Source organism: Dictyobacter sp. Z7_2 (genome assembly GCF_057551105.1).
The window spans coordinates 4,182,294-4,203,560 of record NZ_BAAJPE010000002.1; the positions used below are offsets into that span (position 1 = coordinate 4,182,294).

Here is a 21,267-nt window from a genome sequence, read left to right on the forward strand (position 1 = left end):
TCGGTCTTTTTGGTTCCATCGCCCGAGCGTGCAGCATGAAGAGTTCTCTGTAGCCCTGCTTGTCTACGTATGCGATAATGAGTCGATTGTATAATTTTGTGAAGGAGTATGTGGCATTGGTCTCATCTATTCGTTATCCATCGGCAAGTCTGAAACCTCATCGTGAGAAAAACTTGTTGGCTGGACATCTGTGGGTTTTTTCTGGATCGTTACAACAGCCGCCGCACTGGGTTGAAGATGGCGGGTTGCTTGATGTAAAGTCCTCAACGGGACAATTTGTGGGGCGTGGATACTATAATTCTCATACCGATATCGCGATCCGCCTTTTAACACGCGATGCGGTCGACGTTATCGACGCACAATTTATTCGTCGACGCCTTCGTCATGCGCTGGCTCGTCGCAAAGTCTTTGAGCTGGATGACGAGTACACGAATGCCTATCGCGTCGTAAACGCCGAAGGCGACATGTTACCCGGCCTGATCGTTGATCGCTACGGCGATGTGTTTGTGATTCAAGTTCATACGGCTGGTATGGAGCGTCTGTATCCGCTCGTTGTAGATGCTCTGATAGAAGAGACCGAGGCAAAAGGTATCCTGCTACGCAACGACAGCCAGGCGCGTCGCCGCGAGGATCTACCTCTAGAGCCCCCACGAGTGGTCTTTGGTGAGGTCCCCCCTCTGGTACAGGTGCTTGAAAACGGTATCAAGATTCTCGTCGATGTCTGGTATGGCCAGAAGACGGGCCTCTTCCTGGATCAGCGTGATAAGCGTAAAGCATTGAAGCAATACACCAAAGGACAGCGTGTCTTGAACTGCTTCAGTTATACGGGAGGCTTCTCGCTCAACGCCGCCTTGAGTAAAGTCCCGGCCCATGTCACGAGCGTGGATATCTCCGAGACCGCCATCGAAGCCTCGAAACAAAACTTTGAGCTCAACGATATCGACCTTGCGCAGCACGAATTCATCGTCGCCGACGTCTTTGAATACCTCGAAGCCGCACGTATTCGCGGAGAAGTCTTTGACGTAGTTATCCTTGATCCACCCGCCTTCGCCAAATCGCAGCGAGCCAAAGATCAAGCCCTCAAAGCGTATCAGAACCTGAACTCGCTTGGCATCCAGGTCTTAAAGCGCGGAGGTATTCTCCTGACCTGTTCCTGCTCCAACATCGTCAGCATGGACGAGCTAAAAGACATCGTCGGAACAACTGCTCAGCGCCTCCACCGGCCCTTCAGCATCCTGGACACCTTCACGCATGGCGTCGACCATCCCGTGCATGGATCTATGCCCGAAACAGCCTATCTGAAAGCCATCATTTATCGCTTATAACTATGTAATACTCAGTCAACCTATGAATAAAACCCCTTTGCCCACAGCGTCAACGCTCACCAACGTAGCGGCGCGGCAATTCGCTTGATCGCGACGTACCGCCGTGCTGTCTGTGACTCGTACGACCACGCTCCACATGGGGTTCCATTGAGCGATCTTCCCACGGTGGGACGTGTTCGTGCGTCCAGTGACAGCACGGCGGTACGTCGCGATCAAGCGAATTGCCGCGCCGCTACATGAGCTTGTCGGCAAAGGCGCGGATGGCCGTTGCGGCGTCTCCAATGAAGGGCTTGCCATGTCCCAGGCAGAGTGTAGCCACATTCAGCGCGGCGACCTTCTGAATGGATCGTTTGGCTTCATCCAGATCGGGGCTGGCGGCTGCCATGGGCAAGATCAATTTTCCGGTCGGCGTGCGCATGATGAGATCGCCACCCAGCAATAGACGCTTCTCTTCCTGCCAGAAACTGGCATGACCGAGGCTGTGTCCGGGAGTATCGATTACCTTCAGGCCCGGCAGTACCTCGTCAAGATGATCTCCCTCTTTAAATTCGTAGTCGGGCTTGACCGCTATCTCAAAGCGCATCTGACGTTGTACCCAGACATCCTGGATCAGACGATCCATGCGGCTGAGTTGTGCCCGTGGAGGTAGCACAAACTTGCGCTCGCCGCGTAGTACCGAGCTCTCATAGCCCTGATGAGCATAGACTTTCGCTCCGCTCGCCTGCTGGAGAGCTGCCAGACTCCCATAGTGATCAAAGTGGGCGTGCGTGATGAGGATACGCTTGATCGAGCTTATCTGATGCCCAGCTGACTGGAGATCCTTTTCAATCTGTGGCAGGGAATTGGGGATGCTCGTGTCGACAAGCGTCAATCCATCGGCAGCTTCAATCACGTAGATACGCCCCAGGCGCAGACCTTCAATGCTAGAGATACCATTGAGAATGTGGTACATATCTTTTCTCCCACCTGCAAGTGGTCATGGCCTCATGCAGGATGACTTATAGTGCCACTAGTACCAATCAGTACTAGTGGCTGCGTAAAAAAAAGAGGAGGAGTATCAGTTCCTCAAGCCAAAGAGTCGCGTATGGATGGTTAAGATGCTGTTGAGAGCAAACCTAGTAATGCGTTGCGTTCCTCTCGCAAGGCAGCGGGACTTTTCTGAATGCTTGCCAGCATCAGGCTGCCTTCCAGCCAGGATGTGATGAGAGAAGCCAGTACTTTTAGTGGGAGATCAGAGCGTATCTCTCCCTGATTTTTCCCTGTTTCGAGGAGTTGAGTGAAAACGTCGGTCTGCTGCTGGAAAAAATCAGCCAGGCGCAGACGAATAGGCTCATTTGTTTTCCCTGCCTCCACCATCATCGAGATCAGCGGACACCCTCCGGTACAGTTACGCTCGACAAGATCCTGGATCAGCCAATCTATATAGCGCTCGAGCCTGGGCAAGAGTGCTCCGCTTGCTTCAAGCACATATTCTCGAAAATGTAGGTGCAGTGCGGAGATATCGTGTTCAAGCACCGCCAGAGCCAACTCATCTTTACTTTTAAAATGGTAATAAATGTTTGACTTGGACACACCGCTATATTTGACCACGTCATCCATACTTGTGCTGATGAAACCGCGCTCAAAGAAAAGCCTGGACCCTATTTTGATGACGTATTCACGATTAGATATGCTTCTCATGATTAGTACTATACAGTACTAATATTATCCTGTCAAGCTTCTATATGAGCTCGAAATAGGGTAGCAATCAGGATAGATAATTTGCTCAGAAGTAAGTATACTTGTGTATACAAGTTGATTTTATTGAGGGGAGGTTAGCTGGATGCCATCTAGACGTAAAGTAGAATTGCGCGTTACGAATATGGGTTCTGATGACGGGTTAGACTCTGGATCTGATACCCCTACAGCTCCCCGTGCGCCTGAGCGTGCCGATATTATCCGAAACACTGCCACTCGCAAAGAGACATTGAGTGAACTTGGTCGTCGCTTATTAAGAGAAGAGCAACCTGATTATGGAAATAATCCACGAGCTATATCCGGTGATCAAAGATCAAAACCTCGTATCGGGGTAGATGATCATTTTAAAATATCAGAGTACGTTGCTGAAAATGGGCGAATTTTATCTTATCCGGTGAATTCACAAGACCTTGACCATCGCTTAAAAGAAGAATTAAGGAAAATAGATCCCCCACCAAGGTATCATGATGGTCACGTGCCAATGACTTCAGCTGATCAGTATCGTTTGCCACAGCCGGAGGCTCCCTCTACATCTACAAATCAAAGAGGTTGGTCAATGCCTTTGGAACCTGATAGAAGGCAAGATATGATGTCTGCATTGGAGCAACAAAGAGCTACTGAAGGTAGCCGCGATAGATCTGCTAACTCTCCACTAAATAGTCAGAAGGACTCAAGTATACGGAGATTTTTAAGATTAGATCGCTCAAAAAAGGAAAATGATTTAGCCACACGCAGAGAAGCAGACTTAGAAAATCGTAGAAGATTCAATCAAAGCCTTAATCAGTCCAGCAATCGTGAATATAGGGTCGATAGATATAATACGGGATCCTCTGACAATCAGCCGCGCCCTGACAAGTCGCGAGGGGGACCATCTGGAACTGGTCAAGATGGGCAATAAGATTTTGTTTCCCCCACATTATCTTTATGTATCAGGAGTTGGCAGTTTGCAACTTTGCTTTCAGACATGAAAAGAATTGTCCTGTCAACTTCTCGGCTGTGCTGCTCATCAGACGTGCTCCTACGCTTGCCAGCGTGCCTCCGACCACCACATGCGCCTCCCAATCCATGCGTGTGACTTCCTCTGACACGGCTATCAGGTGCATATTTCCTGAGAGATCTACGGTACTGCCGGGAGCCTTACCGCGTCCTTTGACGACCATCAAATCCGGCTCATGCATCTCGGGACGTGTGACATCCAGTGTGAACTTGGCTTTCACTGGTCCGACCCCTACTGCGACCAGCGCCTTCCAATGTTCAGGTCCCAACTCTTCCAGACTCTGAAAGCCTGGGGCACATTCTGCCACTTTATGGACATCGGATAAATAGTCCCATACCACCGTAACTGGGACAGCAATCTCCTGCGAACCAGAAAATTCCATGACGAACAACCACCTTTCGAAGCTATATGCATATTCTATCGATATCGTCATAAAAAGACAAGAGCAACGCAGCAATCCTGCACTACTCTTGTCTCATTGTTCTCAGTCGAAGAGATCCGCTGTGAACCATTGGGCGTGCTTTAGAGGGATTTTTCCAGGTTTTTGAAGAAGGTGTTCAGGGAATTTTTGACGATGCCTTCTCCAATTGGATTATTAGCAACAGCCACGAGTCCCTCAAGTTCGGCATTAGCGTTGTAGCTTAATAAAGAACCTGTGGCCTCGTCGGCTATATTGATCTGTGCGAGTGCATTGATTGAGCCACCACGGCCCTGGCGGACGAGCTGAAGCTCCAGGTAGTTTGGATTCTGGGTGCGCGGAATAGCAGCGGTGAGAGCATATGGTCCATGCAGTTTTGGCAAGGACGTGGTGATCTCGATGGCCAGATGGCCGGCATCTGGGAAGCTGACACTGCTGGCTCCAGGAATGCTATTTTTTAGTATCTCTGGATTGAACAGGGCCTGATATACTTGAGCGCTAGATACTGCAAATTTGTGTGTTCCACTTAACTTCATGTAGGAAAATCCTTCCTTTTCGCTTCGGAAAAAATATGCTCATTGGGCCGTACCCCTTGTTGGGAGGCGCTGGCACATTAGCAGATCTGTTACTAAACGCGCATTCACTATCTAAATACACGCCCGTTTTGATCTAGTAGTAGATCCGTGGCTATTGTAACGGTTTCTGACAATACTTTCAAGTGGGGTAGCTGGAAGTTTTCATTTCTGCTCGGAACTGTTCGTGTCGTTGTAACAGGTACCGCTTAACAGCTATGCAATCCGTTGTAAGGCAAATGGCCTATGCTTGTTTGTTATCTTGCTATTTGTGCTATACTGTCGCTGTGTGTTCCAATATGTATCGTGTAACTAATGCGTTGGACTTCTGGAGTTGCGATGGTTTTGGATGAAGAACATAATGAGCAAAATCAGCAAAAATGGTTTTCTCGTGTTGCACGGGAGCGTCAAGATCTTTCTGTCTCTGTCGAGGAGACGTTAGGAGTTTCGATTCAAGAAGAGTTTAGCTGGTTGGATGATGAGGATACTTATGAGTCGACAGATGGTTATCCATCTGCGCCGGATGTATCTGTGTTTCCACCGCGCTTAAGTCTCCAATCCAGACCCATGGAGGCTGCCTCTTCTGGATATGCCGCTCAGGCTGATTTGCGTTCATCTGCTGTTGTTCCTTCGTGTGAGGTGGGAGGGGGAGATTCTGGTGCCCCAACACAAAATTCGAATATCCTGACGCGTTTTGCGCAGCGCCTGACGGCGTCGTTTAGTGCACTGAGCGTAAATATGCCGGGAGTTGATCCCGCACCGATGGATCAAGCCGGTCAAGCGCCGCCGCTGGACTTTGATCGGAAAGCCTCTTCCCTGGCATCTATTGCTGATATCGAGGTGTGTACAACCTCTACGATGACAGGATCAATGACGAGTGCTCAGCGAACACAACGAACGCCTCAGACACCACCGGCGCCGCAGGCCCAACAACCTGCTACCCCTGCAACCTCCCATAGCGAAGGCGATGGCACTCAGACGCGGCAGCGTCTGGCTGGCCGCACTACCAGGATTCGCCTTGAGGTGGTCCCTGGTCCTGATAACAAGAAGACCTCTCAGGCGGCTGTATGGGATGCGCGTCCGTTAGAAGTCGCTGAGGCTGAGGCAAATACTACAGGCATGCGCTTGCCGATTGCTCCTTCACATCGAAGTGATGCTGGCTCAACCAGCGCTCATCTGCCTGCTATGCAATCCGATCGAGATGCAGTTGGTCTGACCAGTGCTCATCTCTCGGCCATTGATCCTCAGCGGGATCTGGCTGGAGGTACCGGGGTTCATTTTCCTGACAGTGATCTTTTTGAGCCGAGTTTGAAAACAATGCAAGGAGCGTTGTCCGGCACCGCACGCTTTGAACGTGGACAGAGAGAGTTAACCATCTCAAATTCCTCTGTAACCGCCTCTAGCGTCGTCCTGGTCACGCTGATCACCAATCCTGGCCCGGTCGTCGTCCAATATATTTCTCTGCAACCGCAGGATAGCTTTACTGTTCACCTGACCGCGCCGGCTACTACAAGCGTCTCATTCAATTATCTGGTGCTTTTAGCCGAGCTCTTCTAATCGCAACGTCCCCACGACCCGTGTCGAGCACAGCGAGGACACCGTAGCATCGCACGCGAGCGTGCGATGCTACGGTGTCCTCGCTGTGCTCGACCGTCTGGATCATCCTTTCATCTTCAGTCGTTTTTTTGTGTGCTTTATACTAGAATCAAAGCAGCAAAATTAACGAAATGAAATGGAAGATGTTTGATGTGGAAAAGGAATGAGACGCTTATACTCTGGCGTCAACAAGTAGCAGAAAAAGCACACACTTATAGTCAATCGGTGACACGCTCCCTGGAGGATGGGAAGCAGAAAAATCCGATTTATGCCCTGGACGGTGTTCGTGGTCTGGCCTGTCTGGGAGTTGTCATGTTTCATCTAAACCTCTGGACCCTCTTTACGCATGCCTGGTATCCGTATCTCGATGACGGGGGGGCTATGTTCAGTTCGCTGGCTTTGTTTGGCGAATCGGGAGTGCTTCTTTTTTTTCTTCTTTCAGGTTTTCTCCTGTTTATGCCCTTTGCCAGAGCGATGCTCTTCGATAGCGCCTGGCCTTCGCTCAGACGCTTTTATCTGCGGCGTGCCTTTCGTATTTTGCCAGGCTATTATGTGGCCCTGTTTTTGATGCTGCTCTTTGTCAATCCGACCTTTTTGCAACCTGCATATTGGAATAAATTGTGGCTCTTTCTGACCTTGCGCATGGATTTCCCACTGACCTATCAGCAGCTGGATACGCCTTTCTGGACTCTGGCTATCGAGTTTCAATTTTATATGCTCCTACCGTTGCTTGCAGCTGTAATGGGTCGGATTGTGGCCTGGGGCTCATTGAAGCTACGTTTGATCAAGTTGACTACTTGTCTGATCGTAATGTTTGCCTGGGGAATGCTCATCCGCTACTGGGGCTTCAAGGTAGCTGACACGCATCAGTGGGATTTCCTGATACCTCATGGCATCGCTGAGGCATTGCGGCCCTATATCTTCGGGACCGTCGGAAAGTTTTTTGAGTCATTTGCGCTTGGCATGCTGATCTCGATGGTGTATATCTACTTTCAACATGCGCCCGTCACCAGCAAGCAATTGACGATTGTACAGCGTCTGAGTCCTATCCTGTTCGGATCAGGCATAGTTCTCCTGTTTTTCGTTAACATCTGGCATTATTATGTGATTTACATGATTCATAAAACTTTTCATTTTCTGGACCCCTATCAGGCCTTTTTGACGGGTTATCGGGACATTTTTATGCAGGTTGGCTATTCGCTTGGCTACGCATTCTGTCTCTTCGGATTGTTACATGGCTCAGCAAAACTCAGGCGTCCCTTTGCCTGGGCACCGCTTCGCTGGTCAGGTTTTATCTCTTTCAGTCTCTATATGTGGCATTATCCCTTTGTACTGTACTTTGTCTCGGTACTTTTACCGCGCTTTCAGTCCCTGCAATGGAGTTTAACTGCACAGTACAGTGCAGCTTTGCTATGGATCATTGTCACGACTATTCCACTCTCAGTGGTCCTCTATCAGTGTATCGAGCGGCCTGGTATTCGTCTGGGAGAAGTGTTGTGTCAACTATTGATCAGGAAGAAATCGGCGGTCGAGGCAGGTGTGACGGTAGCTGTCCCGGCACCAGTCGAGGCTGAACTGCCGATACATGTTTCTTCGGCAGGGAAGAGGAGTCGGCGTCGAGGATAATCGCATCCTTTATGCCCGTGATGGATGATCTTTGTCCAATGCGGGCAACGTCACGACGAAGCTGCTGCCCTCGCCGGGGATGCCGCTACTTTTGACGCAGATTGAACCTTCATGCAAGCGTAGAAATTCCGCGACCACATATAAGCCCAGTCCCACACCACTTGTCTGACTCTGTCCAATATTCGGAGCGCGATAGAAGCGCTCAAAGAGATGCTGTTGCGCCTCCAGTGGTACGCCGATCCCTTTATCTGAGATACTAATTTCGAAGCTATCAGGTTCGATTTTCGTGTGTCGATGTTGCAGGGAGATAGTGATCGGTCCCCCTTGCGGACTATATTTGATGGCGTTCTGGAGTAAATTGACAAAGATCTGTTGCAGTCGCGCTTGATCGCCACGTATCATATAGGGTCTGGCACTTCTGGCGACGCGATAACTGATTTGATGTTTGGGTGAAGTTGTACCGTGCTTCATAACGATGTCTTTGAGCAACGTATCCAGATTAAGATCCTCTGAGACCAGTTTAATCTGTCCCCGGTTGATGCGTGTCACCTCCAGAAATGTGTTGACGATATTGGTGAGCTGATGCGTCTGCTCGTCGATGTAGGAGATACTTTCGTTCAGGCGCTCCTGGAGTTTGGGATCGACGTCGCTGGCTTTGCCGAGCAGGCGTGACATCATCTGGCTGTGTGCCAGAATGATGGTTAATGGCGTGCGAAATTCGTGCGCCGTAATCGCCAGGAATTCGTCTTTGAGCGCATTTGATTCACGCATCGTGGCCTCATTGGTGCGAGCGATCTCGGCCTCCTGCTGCCAGCGCGTTTGCTCAATCGCCAGACCTGTGAACTGGGCAATGCCCTCCAGGATCGTCATATCCCAGGCATTGAATTCGAGCGCTGTGAGCGGGCGCGTCGCATTTAGATCCTCGGCTACTGCGGATGGATCATATTTGGAGAGAGTTGAGCGATCGATTAGGAGCATACCCAGCAAGCGCTTATTATAAGTGATAGGTGTAGCCAGCACGAGTAGATGCGTTATGCTGTGGTTATCATCAGATATCTGATCTTCACTAATCAGCGTTGCCCGACCGTCTCTCATGTGCTTAAAGAAATCGTTATACTGATAATGATTGAGCTGCTCGTCGGGAATGAGCCAATGAGCCTGTTTCTGGAGCCACTGCGTGAGCTCCTCCGGGATAAATCCCATCGAGAGGAGCGGGGTGAAGCGTTCCTGCTCTTCGTTGTAGATGTGCACGAGACCACGTTCACTATTCATCGTTGTCAGCGTCATGGCGAGCACGCGAGAAAGTATCTCCTTGATCTCGGTGATGCCAGAGATGGCTTCGGCGGCGTGCAACATAAACTCTAATGCGCGGCGGATGCGTTGCTCTACCCGGACCTGTTCGGTGATATCGCGAAATGCGCTCACGATCCCGATGCGATTTTGATGATTATCCAGTAATGGTTCGATATTGACTTCGATGGCATGCTCACTCCCGCCAGGATTTTTGCTGAGGAAGCGTTCGCCTCGAATACGTTCACCGGCCAGTGCGCGAGTGAGGGGAAAGATCTCGGGGGCGAGTGGTTTTCCCGTGAGTGTATACATGGGATGGTGTTGGAGATAGTTTGCCAGCTGTTTTTTTGTTGTGCGCGTAATGTCGATGAAGCGCGAGGCGTTATGATTGCTCAAGAGGACTTTTCCCTGTACATCAAGCACGATCAATCCCTCGGTCATGGCATTGAAGACTGCATCGAGCGTATTGGCGTGCTCATGCGCCAGCGCCTCGACGCGCCGAGTCTCTGACAGGTTATGGGCTTTATCGATGGCAAGTGCGCAGTGGGCTGCGATGTCCTGCGCAAAGGCAATATAGCCGGCTGAGGGGGAGCGTGTTTTGTGGGGATAACTGATAAAGGCAAAACCCACGCACCTTTTTTCCTGGCTGTATTGTCTTTTGGGGCTAACCGTTTCTGGCTGTGCCTGGGTGCCTCCAACGAGCAGGGGGACGATCAGGACGTTTTCCATGCCGAGGTAGTGAAACCAGGTCTTCTCGGCATCTGTGAATTGATCATGATAGATAAATTGTGGCGTCTGCTTCTGGCTGATCGCGACACATTGCGGGAACGTTGCGAGTAGAGCCGGCGGTGCCGTCAACGAATAGGCCAGAGCGCTTTGATTAGCCAACTGAAGTCGCTCTCTTTCAAGTAGCGCAATCGTGACGCGTTGCGCGTAGAGTCCTTTGGTCAGATGGCGAGCGGCGATCTCTAAGACATGCGAGAGCTCTTCGCCTGAGTTGACCGCCATTGCGACTTCATAAATGGATTGTGCGCGGGCGATCAAGCGTTCTGCTCGTTGCTTCTCCAGTTGTGCTTCCTGATAGAGACGAGCATTGTCGATTGCCACTGACGCTTGCTGTCCAATTGCGCGTGCTAATTGCTGCTGATCATGAGAAAACTCCGTGCTTTGCCCTGGATTATCGAGTGACATCAGGCCAACCGGACGATCTTCTCGCATCAGCACTACGAGCAGGATGGAGCGTACAAAAAACTTATCTGCCATGGCGGTCAGAGCGTGTTCGGTTTTGAGATCGTGTACGGCCAGTGGTGCGTTTTGCTGCAACACTTTTTGGATCGTGGGACTCTCGAAGGGGATTTTTCCTTGATGCCACATCCGATCGGCTATGTTCAGGCGTTTGCCCGTCATACTCTGCGTAGTCATATGATAGGCTGATGGGAGAAAATATGTCTGGCTTTCGTTGAGGAGCCAGACGGCGCAGCGTGACACTTCGCAAGCCTCTGTCGCTCGCTTGACGAGTACCTGTAAAATGCGGGTGAGGTCGAGTGAAGAAGCTAGCAATTCTGCCAGTTCTCGGAGCAGTTCACTTTCGCGCAAGGCTTTGAGCAAGCGTGTATGCTCCTGACCATGGCCGGTTAATGGACGATCACTTTTCATGTGCTCTTTAACCTCTTCATTATGAACTGCTTGCGCACGCATCACTTTTGATTGTCGACCACTTGTTTCTCTTGTATGTTTGCATGAGGTTTTTTTCAGTCGAGTCAAAGTGTAGCAGATTAGTCTAGCGTGCGTCAAGAAAAGCACGAGGAGGGATATGAAGTTTTTTCTTATCAGAGATAAGAGATTGGGAGTTTTCTATGGCCATTCAGATTTTGCCCTGGGAAGCCAGCAGAAAGCGGTCTTCCCAGGGCAAAACGGAGCAGGATGGTCTGGCTGGCGAGATTGTTCAGCGCCTATTTGCTCTGACGCAGCCGTAACGTTTCGATTAGCAGGGCCAACACTGATCCTCCGATCACGGCGACCGCTGTCGGGAGACTTTTGGTATCACTTTCTTTTTTGTTGTTGTTTTTCTGTTCCTTGCGTGTCAGCTTTTGAACGTGTTCTTCCTGTTTCTGCATGTTTAAGTGGAGATTCTCTTCTTCTTGCTGGCGTGATCTGGCGATATGTCTATCGTCGGCCTTCTCCGTTGGCTTGGGATCAATATGATGAGGCGATTCCTCATCAGGAAGATCGTCATTCAAACGCGCTCCCATCGTGCCGATAAAGGTGGCGAGGTTGTTTGGGAGTGGTTGAACATCTTCGAAGAAGAATGCGTTGACTTCTGCTCCCAGCATGAGAATGAGGGCGAAGTAGTAGAAGAAGGCCAACAAGATGACTGTGAAGGCTATCTGTCCCGAGTAACTATTCATGAAATGGCCGATGTACAGTGGGAAGAGTGCTATGAATAATTCCAGCAGGATCGCCGCTACAATCGCTCCTTGCCAGCTTTTTTTGAGCTGAATGCGTTGGTTCGGTACAATCATGTAGATGGCTTCAAACAGGAGGAAGGCAGCTAATAACCCCCCTGCATAGCCAGCTAAAAGCGCGATCACGCTATTGGAGGCCACGGTTGAGAGAAACGGGATGGCTTTTAGCTCTGGATTGGTTTTGACAAGATTCAAAATGATTGAAGGCAAGGTGGCTGCAAACACCATAATCGGGACCAGAACGGTGAAAATGAGCATCATACCGATGGCGACCAGGTTCTGACGTATCATTGGCCGAGGGCGCACGCGATAGATAATGTCCATGCTATTTTCCATGGCGACAAAGAGTCTTGATCCGCCAAAGATCGCCAGGATTGTGGCCAGAACAGCCAGAAAGCCTGCCGATTGTGATAAGCGTTGCGTAACGCTCTCCACCAGACTCTTCTGAGCATCGCCCAGCCCCGGTATACCTTTGATGCCGTTCAGAATAGAGGCGCCGTGTCCCTGTTGTCCCGGAATCAAGATGAGGGCGAAGGTTAGAACTGCGACGATGGCGATGGCGATCGGTAACATCGCTGTGAGCAGGCTATAGGCCAGAGCGGCCGAGAACGTCGTTGCCCAATCATTGCTAAACTTGCGCAAGAACGCGCTCATTGGTTTGGCCCCTTTTCCTGCTGACGAGAGTAGTCCGGTCGCTTTGTGCTTGAAAGAATGGTCTTCATGATGCGTTTCACTTGCCATGTAACACCTCCCTGTTGGATCTTGTGCTTGTGATAATTAGTATAATCGCGTTGCAAATATTTGAAGAAACGGTTACGATTGAATGCTATAGCTGACTCCTTATTCACGAGTAATAACCTCTTCACGTTTCATTATCCGAACAAATCGAGTATAGTATGGAAGTATAATTGAATTGATCTATGAGCTAGCCATAGCATTGATGTCATTTGACTGGGAAACATATCATACATGAATTCACGACAGCCAAAATCAATCATTTTTCTCTTGTGGGATGCCATGCGGATAGGCGCAAGAACCTTCTGGCATAGCACAGCCAATCCGGCACGACCATATATGCAACGCCAGCAGGCGCTGGCGGTGCTAGGACTCCCACTGAATGCCACTCCTGATCAGATCAAGCGCCGTTATCGTAAACTAGCCAAGCGCTATCATCCCGATCGTGGAGGTGATCCCAAGCAGATGCAGCGCATCATCGCTGCCTATGAGGTGTTGACCAAAGACGCCGCGAAATGACCCCTGAAGAAGCCAGGCCAGCCGACGTAGCGGCGCGGCTCCGCCGTGCTGTCACTGGACGCACGACAACGTCCCACCGTGGGAAGATCGCTCAATGGAACCTCATGAGGAGCGTGGTTGTACGAGTCACAGACAGCACGGCGGAGCCGCGCCGCTACGTCGGTGGGCGCCTCACCCCATCGCCTTCCGGGGATGTTTGGGATACACTCCTCAGGCAAAGCGGGCGCCGCAGACGTTACAAAAGCGTTTGCCGGGTCGTATACGTGCTCCGCATTGATCGCAGAAAATCGCGTTTGCTGATGCGGGTTGTGCGGGCGCAGGCTGTGGAGGTGGTGGCACAGAGCGTTGCGTAGGTATCGACGGTGCAGGCTGTGCTGGTTGCACTGGTTGTGCGGGTGGCACATAAGTAGGAGTGTTTGTCTGTGGAACTGCTGGCTGCTGCGTCGACTGTGTTGTACTCGTGCCCTGCGCGGCCTGCAAAGTTCCCTGGACCATTTTTGTCGCCTTGACCGCCATGCCGCCGATCGTGCTCGCTATTTTGAGTCCTTTGTTGATATCTTCCATATCTTTTTTGAGGCGATGGGTGGGTGGTAAGATCGTTGAGTCCGAGACTTTGGTGAAGTAGTTGGGACCAATCTGCATCGCCGAGCCGTCGGCGGCCAGATGCGCTTGCTCGTTGCCGCCGTTGTCGAATTGCATGCTGACGAGCAGTCCCTGCTGCGTATAGCCCCCTTCCAGACGTGTTTCGGCGACCGTTGTCGGTGCCTGTTGCCCCTGGAGAAAGGATTTGGCGGCGTTAGCGGCACGGCTGTGATTTTGGGTGGTCAGTACGAAACGTCCGTTGTTCTGGACGACCAGACGATCGATGCGTGACGTAAAGTAGTCTAATCCTACTCCTGAGCTATGCACACATTCGTATTGTCCTGTGATTGGTTTCATCATCTTCTTTATGCATCCTGAGTTGTTGCTTGTGGGATTATTTCTATAGTATCACATCTTGCTAGCCAGCGTAGTGGGGCCTATCATTACTACGTATGAGGGCCTCTGCAGTTGTGATACACTGTGGCTATATATATTCATATTTTGATGTAAGCTTGCTCAACAAACACTCCTCATGTGTTAGACACTGAAAGTAGGAAATCATGTCCAGGGCCGATCAGGCAGCAGGCAAGACAAAAGGTCTTGTCCATTTTATTGCGCCACTTACCAGAAATCCATTGCTGCATAACCGCGTCCTTATCTCCATCTCGCTGGTAGTCTTTGCGGCCTACACTGGTATTGGGATGGTTGGCCCTGTACGGGTGCTGTACGCCGAATCCCATGGAGCCTCACTGGCAATCATTGGGGCTATGGCCTCAGCCTATCTGATCTCAAACTTTGTCTTCCAGTATCCAGTTGGCTGGCTTGCCGATCGCTGGGGATACAAGCGCGTGATGGTGGTTGGGCTGCTTGCTCAAGCGATCCTGGCGGCCGTCTATCTCTGGATCACCGATCCGGTCTCATTTGTGGTCTTGCGCTTCTTCGAAGGCATCGCGGCTGCGGCCCTGCTGCCGCCTGCACGTGCTATGATCAATGATACCGTGCCACCCGAGCAGCAAGGAGAAGCCTATGGTCTATTCAGCGCCTTTTTCAATGGAGGCTTCTTGCTGGGACCTGGTATCGGTGGTGCTCTGGCCTCGCTTGGCTACTCGATGCCATTTATCGGAGCGGTGGTCTTTCGTCTGATCGCTGTTGTCGTCGTTGTGACATTGATCAAAACCCCTGAGCGTGCCATGCGCGTCGTGGGAGAGAAGCGTCAGACGGCTTTAGTGACGTATAGACTACTCTTTACGCCGCCTCTGGTAGCAGCGTACCTGATTGCTTTTGGAGACTATCTGTACGTGGGCTTTGATCTGACGTTGATGCCTCTCTGGATGCATGATCATTTAGGGGCTTCCGTCGCGATTATTGGGCTCTCCTACATGCTCTGGGCGATCCCGAACATGATCCTGTCGCCGATCGGTGGCCGTATCGCCGACAAACGGCGTCGCTCGACACTTATTCTCACATTTGGTCTGTCGCAGGTGCCGCTTTACCTTATCTATGGCCTGGCGAATACCTGGATGGTGGTTGTTATCTTCTTTGCCGTGCATGGAGCTATCTACGCGCTCATCCAGCCCGCCGTTGACGCGCACGTTGCCGCATCGGCCAGCAACAGCATGCGAGCGGGCATCCAGGGACTTTATACCACCTTTGGACTCTTTGGTGCGTTTATCGGAAACAGCGGCTTTGGTCCTCTCTACCAGATCAACTTTCGTCTGCCATTACTGGTGATTGGGCTGACCTACGGCATCTTTGTCCTCACCGGCGGCCTGATCATTCGCGCCGCAGAAAAACGCAAACTCCCCACTTATGCGTGATCTGTCAACCTGCCTGGGAGGACCTTTGGCTGTGACTTTTCCGGGTCTGTTTGGTGGAGAGGGAATAGAATTCTATCGTCTCTGGGTTATTGTGGGCATGTAACTATTCTGGCGATCGGTGCGTAAGTAGATGATAATGGTCCTGACTATCGGATGCAAAATACGACTTTCCTGGACCGTGGCTATAGCCCAAAGGTATCTTACTATTGATCATTTGCGATGTCGCCTTATAATGTTGCAAGCGTCACTACTAAAACGGTGGCAGATTTATGAAAGATAGAATCGCGATTCCGCTTCTCTTTTTTGCAGAAACGAAGAGAAAAAAGGGCTGCCTATCATCTTGCAGAGTCTAGAACTTTTGGTCGAATCGTGTCTTGACTTTCGGGAATGAAGGCTGTATGCTGAATAAGCAATCAAAGCATTCTGAAGAGAGGTACAAGGGTAGATGTTTCGTTCCCCTAACGCACTCCCTCCTATGCGAGATGAGTCGGATGCCAAGCATGAGCAACTCTCTCTCTTTGCCACAAGGAGAACAAGTGAAATTACAGAAGATATGGTTCCAAACACAGTAGAAGCAAAAAAGCCAACACGCTCAAAAAAGAGTGCGGATACGTATTCGTCCGCAGATATCCAGGTCCTTGAGGGCATAGCAGCCATCCGACATCGTCCAGGAATGTACATAGGTTCGACCTCCATGTCCGGCCTGATCCATCTGATCTGGGAGGCGCTGGACAATGCCGTGGATGAGGCGGTCGCTGGCTACGGCAAAAATATCTGGGTGCAGATCGATGAGGCAGGATGGGTCACGGTTCGTGACGAAGGGCGTGGTATGCCTTTTGATCCCATGTTGTATCAGGGTGAGTACCTTCCGGCGGCGACCGTGATCTTGACCGTGCCGCACTCTGGTGGCAAGTTCGCCGAAGGAGCGTATAAAACCGCTGGCGGGCTCCACGGCGTTGGTTCGACCGTCATCAATGCGCTCTCCGAGAAACTCGAATTGATCATCTGGAAAGATGGTCAACAATTTATGCAGACGTTTAGTCGTGGAGTAGCCTTACCACATCAAATTACGCCCTGTGATCCCAGGCTCCATGGGACGCAATTGCGCTGGATCTATGATAATACTATTTTTGATCCTGATGTTTATTATTCTCTTGAATCATTGGAGAGTCGTCTCAAGGCATCCACCTATCTCAATCGTGGCGTCACCTTCCATCTGAATGCCTGGGACGATGTGAGCAATGAGCCGGTAGAGCGTACGTTTTATTCGCGTGATGGCTTACCCGATTATGTGCGTGATCTGGCCACAACGACGAGTACTCCATTATTTAAAAATGTGATTAGCATCTCAAAAGATAAAGATGATGTCCGAGTTGAGGTTGCGCTGCAACCTACGACTGGCTATAAAATTTCGATGTACAGTTATGCCAATGCTGTTCGTACGCGTGATGGTGGTGTGCATGAGACCGGTTTCAAGGCGGCTCTAACAAAAGTTATCAATGATTATGCACTTAAATGGAATGTGATCAAGAATCGTGAGCGTGATGGTTTCCGACCAGAAGTAATTCAGCAGGGTCTGAACGTCGTAATCTCGGTCAAGCTCACCAATCCGCAATTTCAGGGCCAGACCAAAGATCGCTTGAATAATGCTCCGGTTGAAGGACTTGTGCGCTCGGTCGTCGATGAGGGTCTCAAAGACTGGATGGAGAACAACGCCAGTGTCGGCAAGGACTGGTTGAAGAAGATCCAGCAGATGCAGAAGGCTCGTAATGAAGCTCAACTGGTCGAAGAACTGGCACGCGCTGGTACCAAGAAAAATGGCGAACTGATCGATACCACGTTATCGAAGAAATTTTTGCGCTGCAACACCTCAGACCCATCGCGAGCGGAGCTCTTCATCGTTGAGGGAGACTCGGCCGGCGGCAGTGCCGGTCAGGGACGCTTCTCCGAGTTTCAGGCGGTCTTGAAGCTCAAAGGGAAGCCGCTCAACGTAGCCAAGGCTGATCTCAAGAGCATAGTTGAGAACGAAGAGATCAGAACCATTATCAACGTGTTAGGGACCGGGACACGTGATTTTTTTGATATCAGTCATCTCAAATTCAGTCGCGTGATTATTGCCACCGATGCTGATGTCGACGGTCTGCATATTCAATGTTTATTATTGACATTATTCCATCAAGAATTTAGTGACCTGATTGAGCAGGGACATGTCTATATCGCCTGCCCGCCTCTGTATTCGGTGAAGTATAAGGGCAAAGTGCAGTGGCTATTGGATGATGATGCACGTCTGCAATTTATTAAAGTCCATCCAGATGCGCAGGGATTAGAGTATAAGCGCTTCAAAGGTCTGGGTGAGATGAATCCCAAAGAGTTGCGTGATACGACCCTGGACCCCGCTCGCCGTATGCTCAAACGTGTGACCATGGAGGATGGCGTACTGGCGGCCAAGCTGGTTGCGGAACTGATGGAAGATAAAAATGCGGAGCGCAGGCGTAGCTTCCTGGCTGAGCATTCCCGCAAAATCAAGGAACTGGACGTGTAAAAAGACATGGCTCGTAATATCACAGAAACAGATAATTCAGAAGTTGGCATTATTCGCGAGGATTTTTCCGTAATTCTGTCGCAGGCCTTTGCGACATATGGACTCTCAGTCGTGACCGACCGCGCACTTCCTGATGCTCGTGATGGTCTCAAGCCAGTGCAACGGCGTATCCTGGCAGGCATGCTTGAGGCTCGTTATCTCTCCTCGCGCACGACTGTCAAGAGCGCCGAGGTGGTGGGATATATCCTCGGCAACTATCATCCGCATGGTGATGCCTCGGTCTACGATGCGGCCGCACGTATGGCTCAGCCCTTTACGTTGCGCTATCCCTTGATCGAAGGCCAGGGCAATATGGGGAGCGAAGATGGTGATGCGCCGGCCGCTTATCGCTACACCGAGATGCGTCTCTCGCCGATCGCCGAAGCGCTGATGGCAGACATCGAGCGTGAGACAGTGCCGTTGCAGCCAACCTATAAGCAAGATCCCAGAGTGCTGGAGCCGGATTATCTACCGGGACGCATCCCGCCGATTGTCAATCCATCGAGCGGCATCGCAGTAGGCATGTCCACCAACATCCCGCCGCACAACCTTGGTGAAGTCATGCGTGCCTGCATCGCCCTGCTCGATCGGCCCGCTATGACGGTTGATCAGATCCTGGAATACATCCCCGGACCAGATTTTCCGCAGGGTGGTCGCATTGTGGGCACCGAAGGCATCCGGGATTATTTTACGACCGGCAAGGGACGTATCTTTGTGCGTGCCGATGTGCGTCTGGAAGAGACGCCGCGTAGTCGTGCCCTGGTTGTCACGCAGATTCCGCCGATTGGACGCGATAAAGTCAAAGCATCGATCGTCAAAGCCATCAATGCACGGAAAGTTGAAGGCATGATCGTCGATATGCGTGACGAAAGCGATACAGAAAAGGGTACACGTATCGTGCTTGAGTTGCGCAAGGATGCTGATGCTGCTCAGGCGCTCACACAGCTTTACAAAGACACCGATCTCCAGATCGCGCTCTCCTTCCAGATGGTCTTTTTGTTTGGCGAATCGATGCAGCCTGGACGCCAGCCCAAGCAGGTAGGAGTCTTAGAGCTTTTAAACTACTGGAACAATCATCAGATCGACGTGTTGACTCGTCGTGCGCAATATGATCTGCGCAAGGCTCAGGAACGTCTGCATGTCGTGCAAGGATTGGTGATTGGTGCTGAGCATGCCGATGAGATTGTGAAGATTTTCCAGCAGGCCGAAGATCGAGCCTCAGCGCGTCGCGAGATCGAAGCGCGTTACCAGCTCACGACCATCCAGTCGGATGTCATCTCCTCGATGACGCTGGCTCAGGTGACGCGTCTGGACGCCGGGAAATATGCCAAAGAGCAAGAAGATCTGCTCGCCCGTATCGCCGAACTGGAGCATCTGCTGGGAGATCGCAAAGTATTGATCACTGCACTGAAAAAAGAGATGCAGCAATTGATCAAACAATTTGGCGACGAGCGTCGCACGGTGATCGAACATGGGAATCATATTCTCAATCCAGTTGCTCATGTAGAAAGCTTACATGAGCGTGAGCCCATGCTGATCGCCCTGACCCGCAATCAGGCCCTGAAAGCGCTCCCCGACGAGACGTTCAAGAAGAGCAAGAAAGCACCATTGGTCTACACGCCAGTGCGTGGAGATGAGCAATTGCGTCAGGTCGTATCGACCACGACGCAGGATTATCTGCTCTGCATCTGCTCAACCGGACGTGTCTGCCAGCTTGCCACGCATCGTGTACCAGCTGGGACGCGTTCGAGCAGGGGTGAAGCGCTCTTCGAACTGCTGGAGTTAACGCCAGGCGAAGAAGTTGTCACCATCCTGCCCGTTGACGTCTACGACGAGGATCGTTATCTGGTTACATTTAGCAGCTATGGCAAAGTCAAGAAATCCCCGCTGAGCGAATACAAGGCGGCCGATGTCGATGGCGTCCAGGATATGAAACTCTCCGACGGCGATCGCGTCGCAACCGCGCTCATCTCGCTGGGCCACGGTGAGTATATCGTCTCCACCGACAACGGTCAGACGCTCCGCTTCAGCGACGATCAACTCCGCAGCCAGGGACGCAGTGGACAAGGTGTCGCCGCCATCGCCCTGACAAAAGGTGGCGTCGTCGTTAGCGCATCGTATCTCGACAGCGATCCAGCCGAAGCCATCGACGAACTCTCAGAAGATAACCTCTTCGCAGTTACCAGCTTATTCGTCCTCACAGCCAGCGGCTGGGGGAAGCGCGTCCCGATCAGTCAATTTGCGCCCAAGAGCCGCGCCAGCACCGGCCTGCCGACCATCGAACTCGCCGAAGACGACCGCGTCGTGCAGACGCTCCTCGTCCAGGAACATAACACTCTCTTGATCGATTTCAGCAACGGTAAAAACGAACAAGCACTGGCATTCAACGCCACCGATATTAAATCCTTCGCACGCGTCCACAAAGGCGAAGCCATTGTCAACGGACATGCCATCAACGCCATCAAGTTGTAATTACCTCGCCCATCCAACTGTGGCCCGCTTTAAACGGGCCACAGTTGACCTTTTCCATCTTAGTGGGGCACTACCACATATCTATCTCACCTTTATTATTGAATGTGGGTCTCTCTGGTACTCTATTTGACCCTCTTTGTTTTGTATCTAATACGTAACTCTCAGAATTGCTCCTATAAAATCGATCCTCCCACAGAAATGGTACTTTGCAATTTGAATTGTTGAGCAGAAAACGAATATAAAAGAAGAAACGCGTGAGCGTCGCGACTGAAAATACCTTCAGTCGCTTCAAAAAGTGTTCTGTTTGCTGTCTATAATATGTTATCGTGCTGGCATATAGCCAGGTAGTCTTTTTGTGGGAGAGACAAAATACCGGGATAAGCTCAATTTGAGGATCACTATCGTGCCCAAAACAGAGATCTTGTGCTGAGTATAAAATGAAAGGACTTTCAGATTCTCAGGTTTCATTTCAATAAAATACGTTGGATTCAATGTGGCTTGTGTGCCTGAAGCGAAAGGGTCATCATTTCTTTTT

17 protein-coding genes are annotated in these 21,267 nt (G+C 50.9%); 8 read left to right on the top strand and 9 right to left on the bottom strand.

Annotated elements, in window-relative coordinates; genetic code table 11:
* Window positions 1-116: 116 nt before the first annotated feature.
* Window positions 117-1,325 carry a class I SAM-dependent rRNA methyltransferase gene (locus AC27N8_RS30990; protein WP_487072775.1) on the top strand — a complete coding sequence of 403 codons (1,209 nt, stop codon included), beginning with the start codon at window positions 117-119 and terminating at the stop codon, window positions 1,323-1,325.
* 15 nt (window positions 1,326-1,340) lie between these two features.
* Here the strand turns inward: AC27N8_RS30990 and AC27N8_RS30995 are convergent, their stop codons facing one another.
* From AC27N8_RS30995 to AC27N8_RS31005, 3 genes are all read right to left on the bottom strand, one after another.
* Window positions 1,341-1,577, bottom strand: coding sequence for a hypothetical protein (locus AC27N8_RS30995; protein WP_487072777.1), 237 nt, complete (start codon window positions 1,575-1,577; stop codon window positions 1,341-1,343).
* Window positions 1,558-2,277 carry an MBL fold metallo-hydrolase gene (locus tag AC27N8_RS31000; RefSeq protein ID WP_487072779.1) on the bottom strand — a complete coding sequence of 240 codons (720 nt, stop codon included), beginning with the start codon at window positions 2,275-2,277 and terminating at the stop codon, window positions 1,558-1,560. The genes AC27N8_RS30995 and AC27N8_RS31000 overlap by 20 nt, the downstream gene beginning before the upstream one ends.
* A 140-nt stretch (window positions 2,278-2,417) precedes the next feature.
* Window positions 2,418-3,005 carry a TetR/AcrR family transcriptional regulator gene (locus tag AC27N8_RS31005; protein ID WP_487072781.1) on the bottom strand — a complete coding sequence of 196 codons (588 nt, stop codon included), beginning with the start codon at window positions 3,003-3,005 and terminating at the stop codon, window positions 2,418-2,420.
* Between the two features lie 142 nt (window positions 3,006-3,147).
* On the opposite strand from AC27N8_RS31005, the gene AC27N8_RS31010 reads away from it, so the two are divergent.
* Complete coding sequence (locus tag AC27N8_RS31010) at window positions 3,148-3,960, top strand: hypothetical protein (protein ID WP_487072783.1); 813 nt, start codon at window positions 3,148-3,150, stop codon at window positions 3,958-3,960.
* 31 nt (window positions 3,961-3,991) lie between these two features.
* Here the strand turns inward: AC27N8_RS31010 and AC27N8_RS31015 are convergent, their stop codons facing one another.
* Together AC27N8_RS31015 and AC27N8_RS31020 are read right to left on the bottom strand one after the other, a co-directional pair.
* On the bottom strand, window positions 3,992-4,441 hold the full coding sequence (locus AC27N8_RS31015; RefSeq protein WP_487072785.1) for an SRPBCC family protein: 450 nt from the start codon (window positions 4,439-4,441) through the stop codon (window positions 3,992-3,994).
* 140 nt (window positions 4,442-4,581) lie between these two features.
* A complete protein-coding gene (locus AC27N8_RS31020) occupies window positions 4,582-5,013 on the bottom strand; it encodes an SRPBCC family protein (protein WP_487072787.1) in 432 nt (143 codons plus the stop codon).
* Window positions 5,014-5,388: 375 nt separating this feature from the next.
* Between AC27N8_RS31020 and AC27N8_RS31025 the strand changes: the two genes are divergently transcribed.
* Window positions 5,389-6,606 carry a hypothetical protein gene (locus AC27N8_RS31025; protein WP_487072789.1) on the top strand — a complete coding sequence of 406 codons (1,218 nt, stop codon included), beginning with the start codon at window positions 5,389-5,391 and terminating at the stop codon, window positions 6,604-6,606.
* A gap of 189 nt (window positions 6,607-6,795) precedes the next feature.
* Window positions 6,796-8,271: an acyltransferase family protein gene (locus tag AC27N8_RS31030; RefSeq protein WP_487072791.1), complete on the top strand. Its 1,476-nt coding sequence runs from the start codon at window positions 6,796-6,798 to the stop codon at window positions 8,269-8,271.
* A 9-nt stretch (window positions 8,272-8,280) separates the two neighbouring features.
* Here the strand turns inward: AC27N8_RS31030 and AC27N8_RS31035 are convergent, their stop codons facing one another.
* Both AC27N8_RS31035 and AC27N8_RS31040 read right to left on the bottom strand, forming a co-directional pair.
* The gene (locus tag AC27N8_RS31035) at window positions 8,281-11,217 is read right to left on the bottom strand and encodes a sensor histidine kinase (RefSeq protein WP_487072793.1); all 2,937 of its coding nucleotides are present in this window, start codon (window positions 11,215-11,217) and stop codon (window positions 8,281-8,283) included.
* Between the two features lie 296 nt (window positions 11,218-11,513).
* Entirely contained in the window at window positions 11,514-12,767 is a 1,254-nt protein-coding gene (locus AC27N8_RS31040; protein WP_487072795.1) for a YihY/virulence factor BrkB family protein, read from the bottom strand.
* Between the two features lie 228 nt (window positions 12,768-12,995).
* Here AC27N8_RS31040 and AC27N8_RS31045 point away from each other — a divergent pair, with 228 nt between their 5' ends.
* The gene (locus AC27N8_RS31045; protein WP_487072797.1) at window positions 12,996-13,280 is read left to right on the top strand and encodes a J domain-containing protein; all 285 of its coding nucleotides are present in this window, start codon (window positions 12,996-12,998) and stop codon (window positions 13,278-13,280) included.
* On the opposite strand, the gene AC27N8_RS31050 is transcribed toward AC27N8_RS31045, so the two are convergent.
* Together AC27N8_RS31050 and AC27N8_RS31055 are read right to left on the bottom strand one after the other, a co-directional pair.
* Window positions 13,247-13,498 carry a hypothetical protein gene (locus tag AC27N8_RS31050; RefSeq protein WP_487072799.1) on the bottom strand — a complete coding sequence of 84 codons (252 nt, stop codon included), beginning with the start codon at window positions 13,496-13,498 and terminating at the stop codon, window positions 13,247-13,249. The genes AC27N8_RS31045 and AC27N8_RS31050 overlap by 34 nt on opposite strands.
* Window positions 13,491-14,222: a zinc ribbon domain-containing protein gene (locus AC27N8_RS31055; protein ID WP_487072801.1), complete on the bottom strand. Its 732-nt coding sequence runs from the start codon at window positions 14,220-14,222 to the stop codon at window positions 13,491-13,493. Before AC27N8_RS31055 ends, AC27N8_RS31050 begins: the two co-directional genes overlap by 8 nt.
* Window positions 14,223-14,422: 200 nt before the next feature.
* Between AC27N8_RS31055 and AC27N8_RS31060 the strand changes: the two genes are divergently transcribed.
* The 3 genes from AC27N8_RS31060 (at window position 14,423) to AC27N8_RS31070 (ending at window position 20,732) form a co-directional block, all read left to right on the top strand.
* Entirely contained in the window at window positions 14,423-15,679 is a 1,257-nt protein-coding gene (locus tag AC27N8_RS31060) for an MFS transporter (RefSeq protein ID WP_487072803.1), read from the top strand.
* A gap of 445 nt (window positions 15,680-16,124) precedes the next feature.
* Complete coding sequence (locus AC27N8_RS31065; protein ID WP_487072805.1) at window positions 16,125-18,221, top strand: DNA gyrase/topoisomerase IV subunit B; 2,097 nt, start codon at window positions 16,125-16,127, stop codon at window positions 18,219-18,221.
* Window positions 18,222-18,227: 6 nt separating this feature from the next.
* Window positions 18,228-20,732, top strand: a complete 2,505-nt coding sequence (locus AC27N8_RS31070; protein WP_487072807.1) for a DNA gyrase/topoisomerase IV subunit A — start codon at window positions 18,228-18,230, stop codon at window positions 20,730-20,732.
* Window positions 20,733-21,267: the final 535 nt, after the last annotated feature.

Coding starts and splice junctions, on each gene's coding strand:
- AC27N8_RS31000 (WP_487072779.1), bottom strand. CDS start 2,277: ATGTACCACATTCTCAATGGTATCTCTAGCATTGAAGGTCTGCGCCTG.
- AC27N8_RS31005 (WP_487072781.1), bottom strand. CDS start 3,005: ATGAGAAGCATATCTAATCGTGAATACGTCATCAAAATAGGGTCCAGG.
- AC27N8_RS31010 (WP_487072783.1), top strand. CDS start 3,148: ATGCCATCTAGACGTAAAGTAGAATTGCGCGTTACGAATATGGGTTCT.
- AC27N8_RS31015 (WP_487072785.1), bottom strand. CDS start 4,441: ATGGAATTTTCTGGTTCGCAGGAGATTGCTGTCCCAGTTACGGTGGTA.
- AC27N8_RS31020 (WP_487072787.1), bottom strand. CDS start 5,013: ATGAAGTTAAGTGGAACACACAAATTTGCAGTATCTAGCGCTCAAGTA.
- AC27N8_RS31025 (WP_487072789.1), top strand. CDS start 5,389: ATGGTTTTGGATGAAGAACATAATGAGCAAAATCAGCAAAAATGGTTT.
- AC27N8_RS31030 (WP_487072791.1), top strand. CDS start 6,796: ATGTGGAAAAGGAATGAGACGCTTATACTCTGGCGTCAACAAGTAGCA.
- AC27N8_RS31035 (WP_487072793.1), bottom strand. CDS start 11,217: ATGAAAAGTGATCGTCCATTAACCGGCCATGGTCAGGAGCATACACGC.
- AC27N8_RS31040 (WP_487072795.1), bottom strand. CDS start 12,767: ATGGCAAGTGAAACGCATCATGAAGACCATTCTTTCAAGCACAAAGCG.
- AC27N8_RS31045 (WP_487072797.1), top strand. CDS start 12,996: ATGAATTCACGACAGCCAAAATCAATCATTTTTCTCTTGTGGGATGCC.
- AC27N8_RS31055 (WP_487072801.1), bottom strand. CDS start 14,222: ATGATGAAACCAATCACAGGACAATACGAATGTGTGCATAGCTCAGGA.
- AC27N8_RS31060 (WP_487072803.1), top strand. CDS start 14,423: ATGTCCAGGGCCGATCAGGCAGCAGGCAAGACAAAAGGTCTTGTCCAT.
- AC27N8_RS31065 (WP_487072805.1), top strand. CDS start 16,125: ATGTTTCGTTCCCCTAACGCACTCCCTCCTATGCGAGATGAGTCGGAT.
- AC27N8_RS31070 (WP_487072807.1), top strand. CDS start 18,228: ATGGCTCGTAATATCACAGAAACAGATAATTCAGAAGTTGGCATTATT.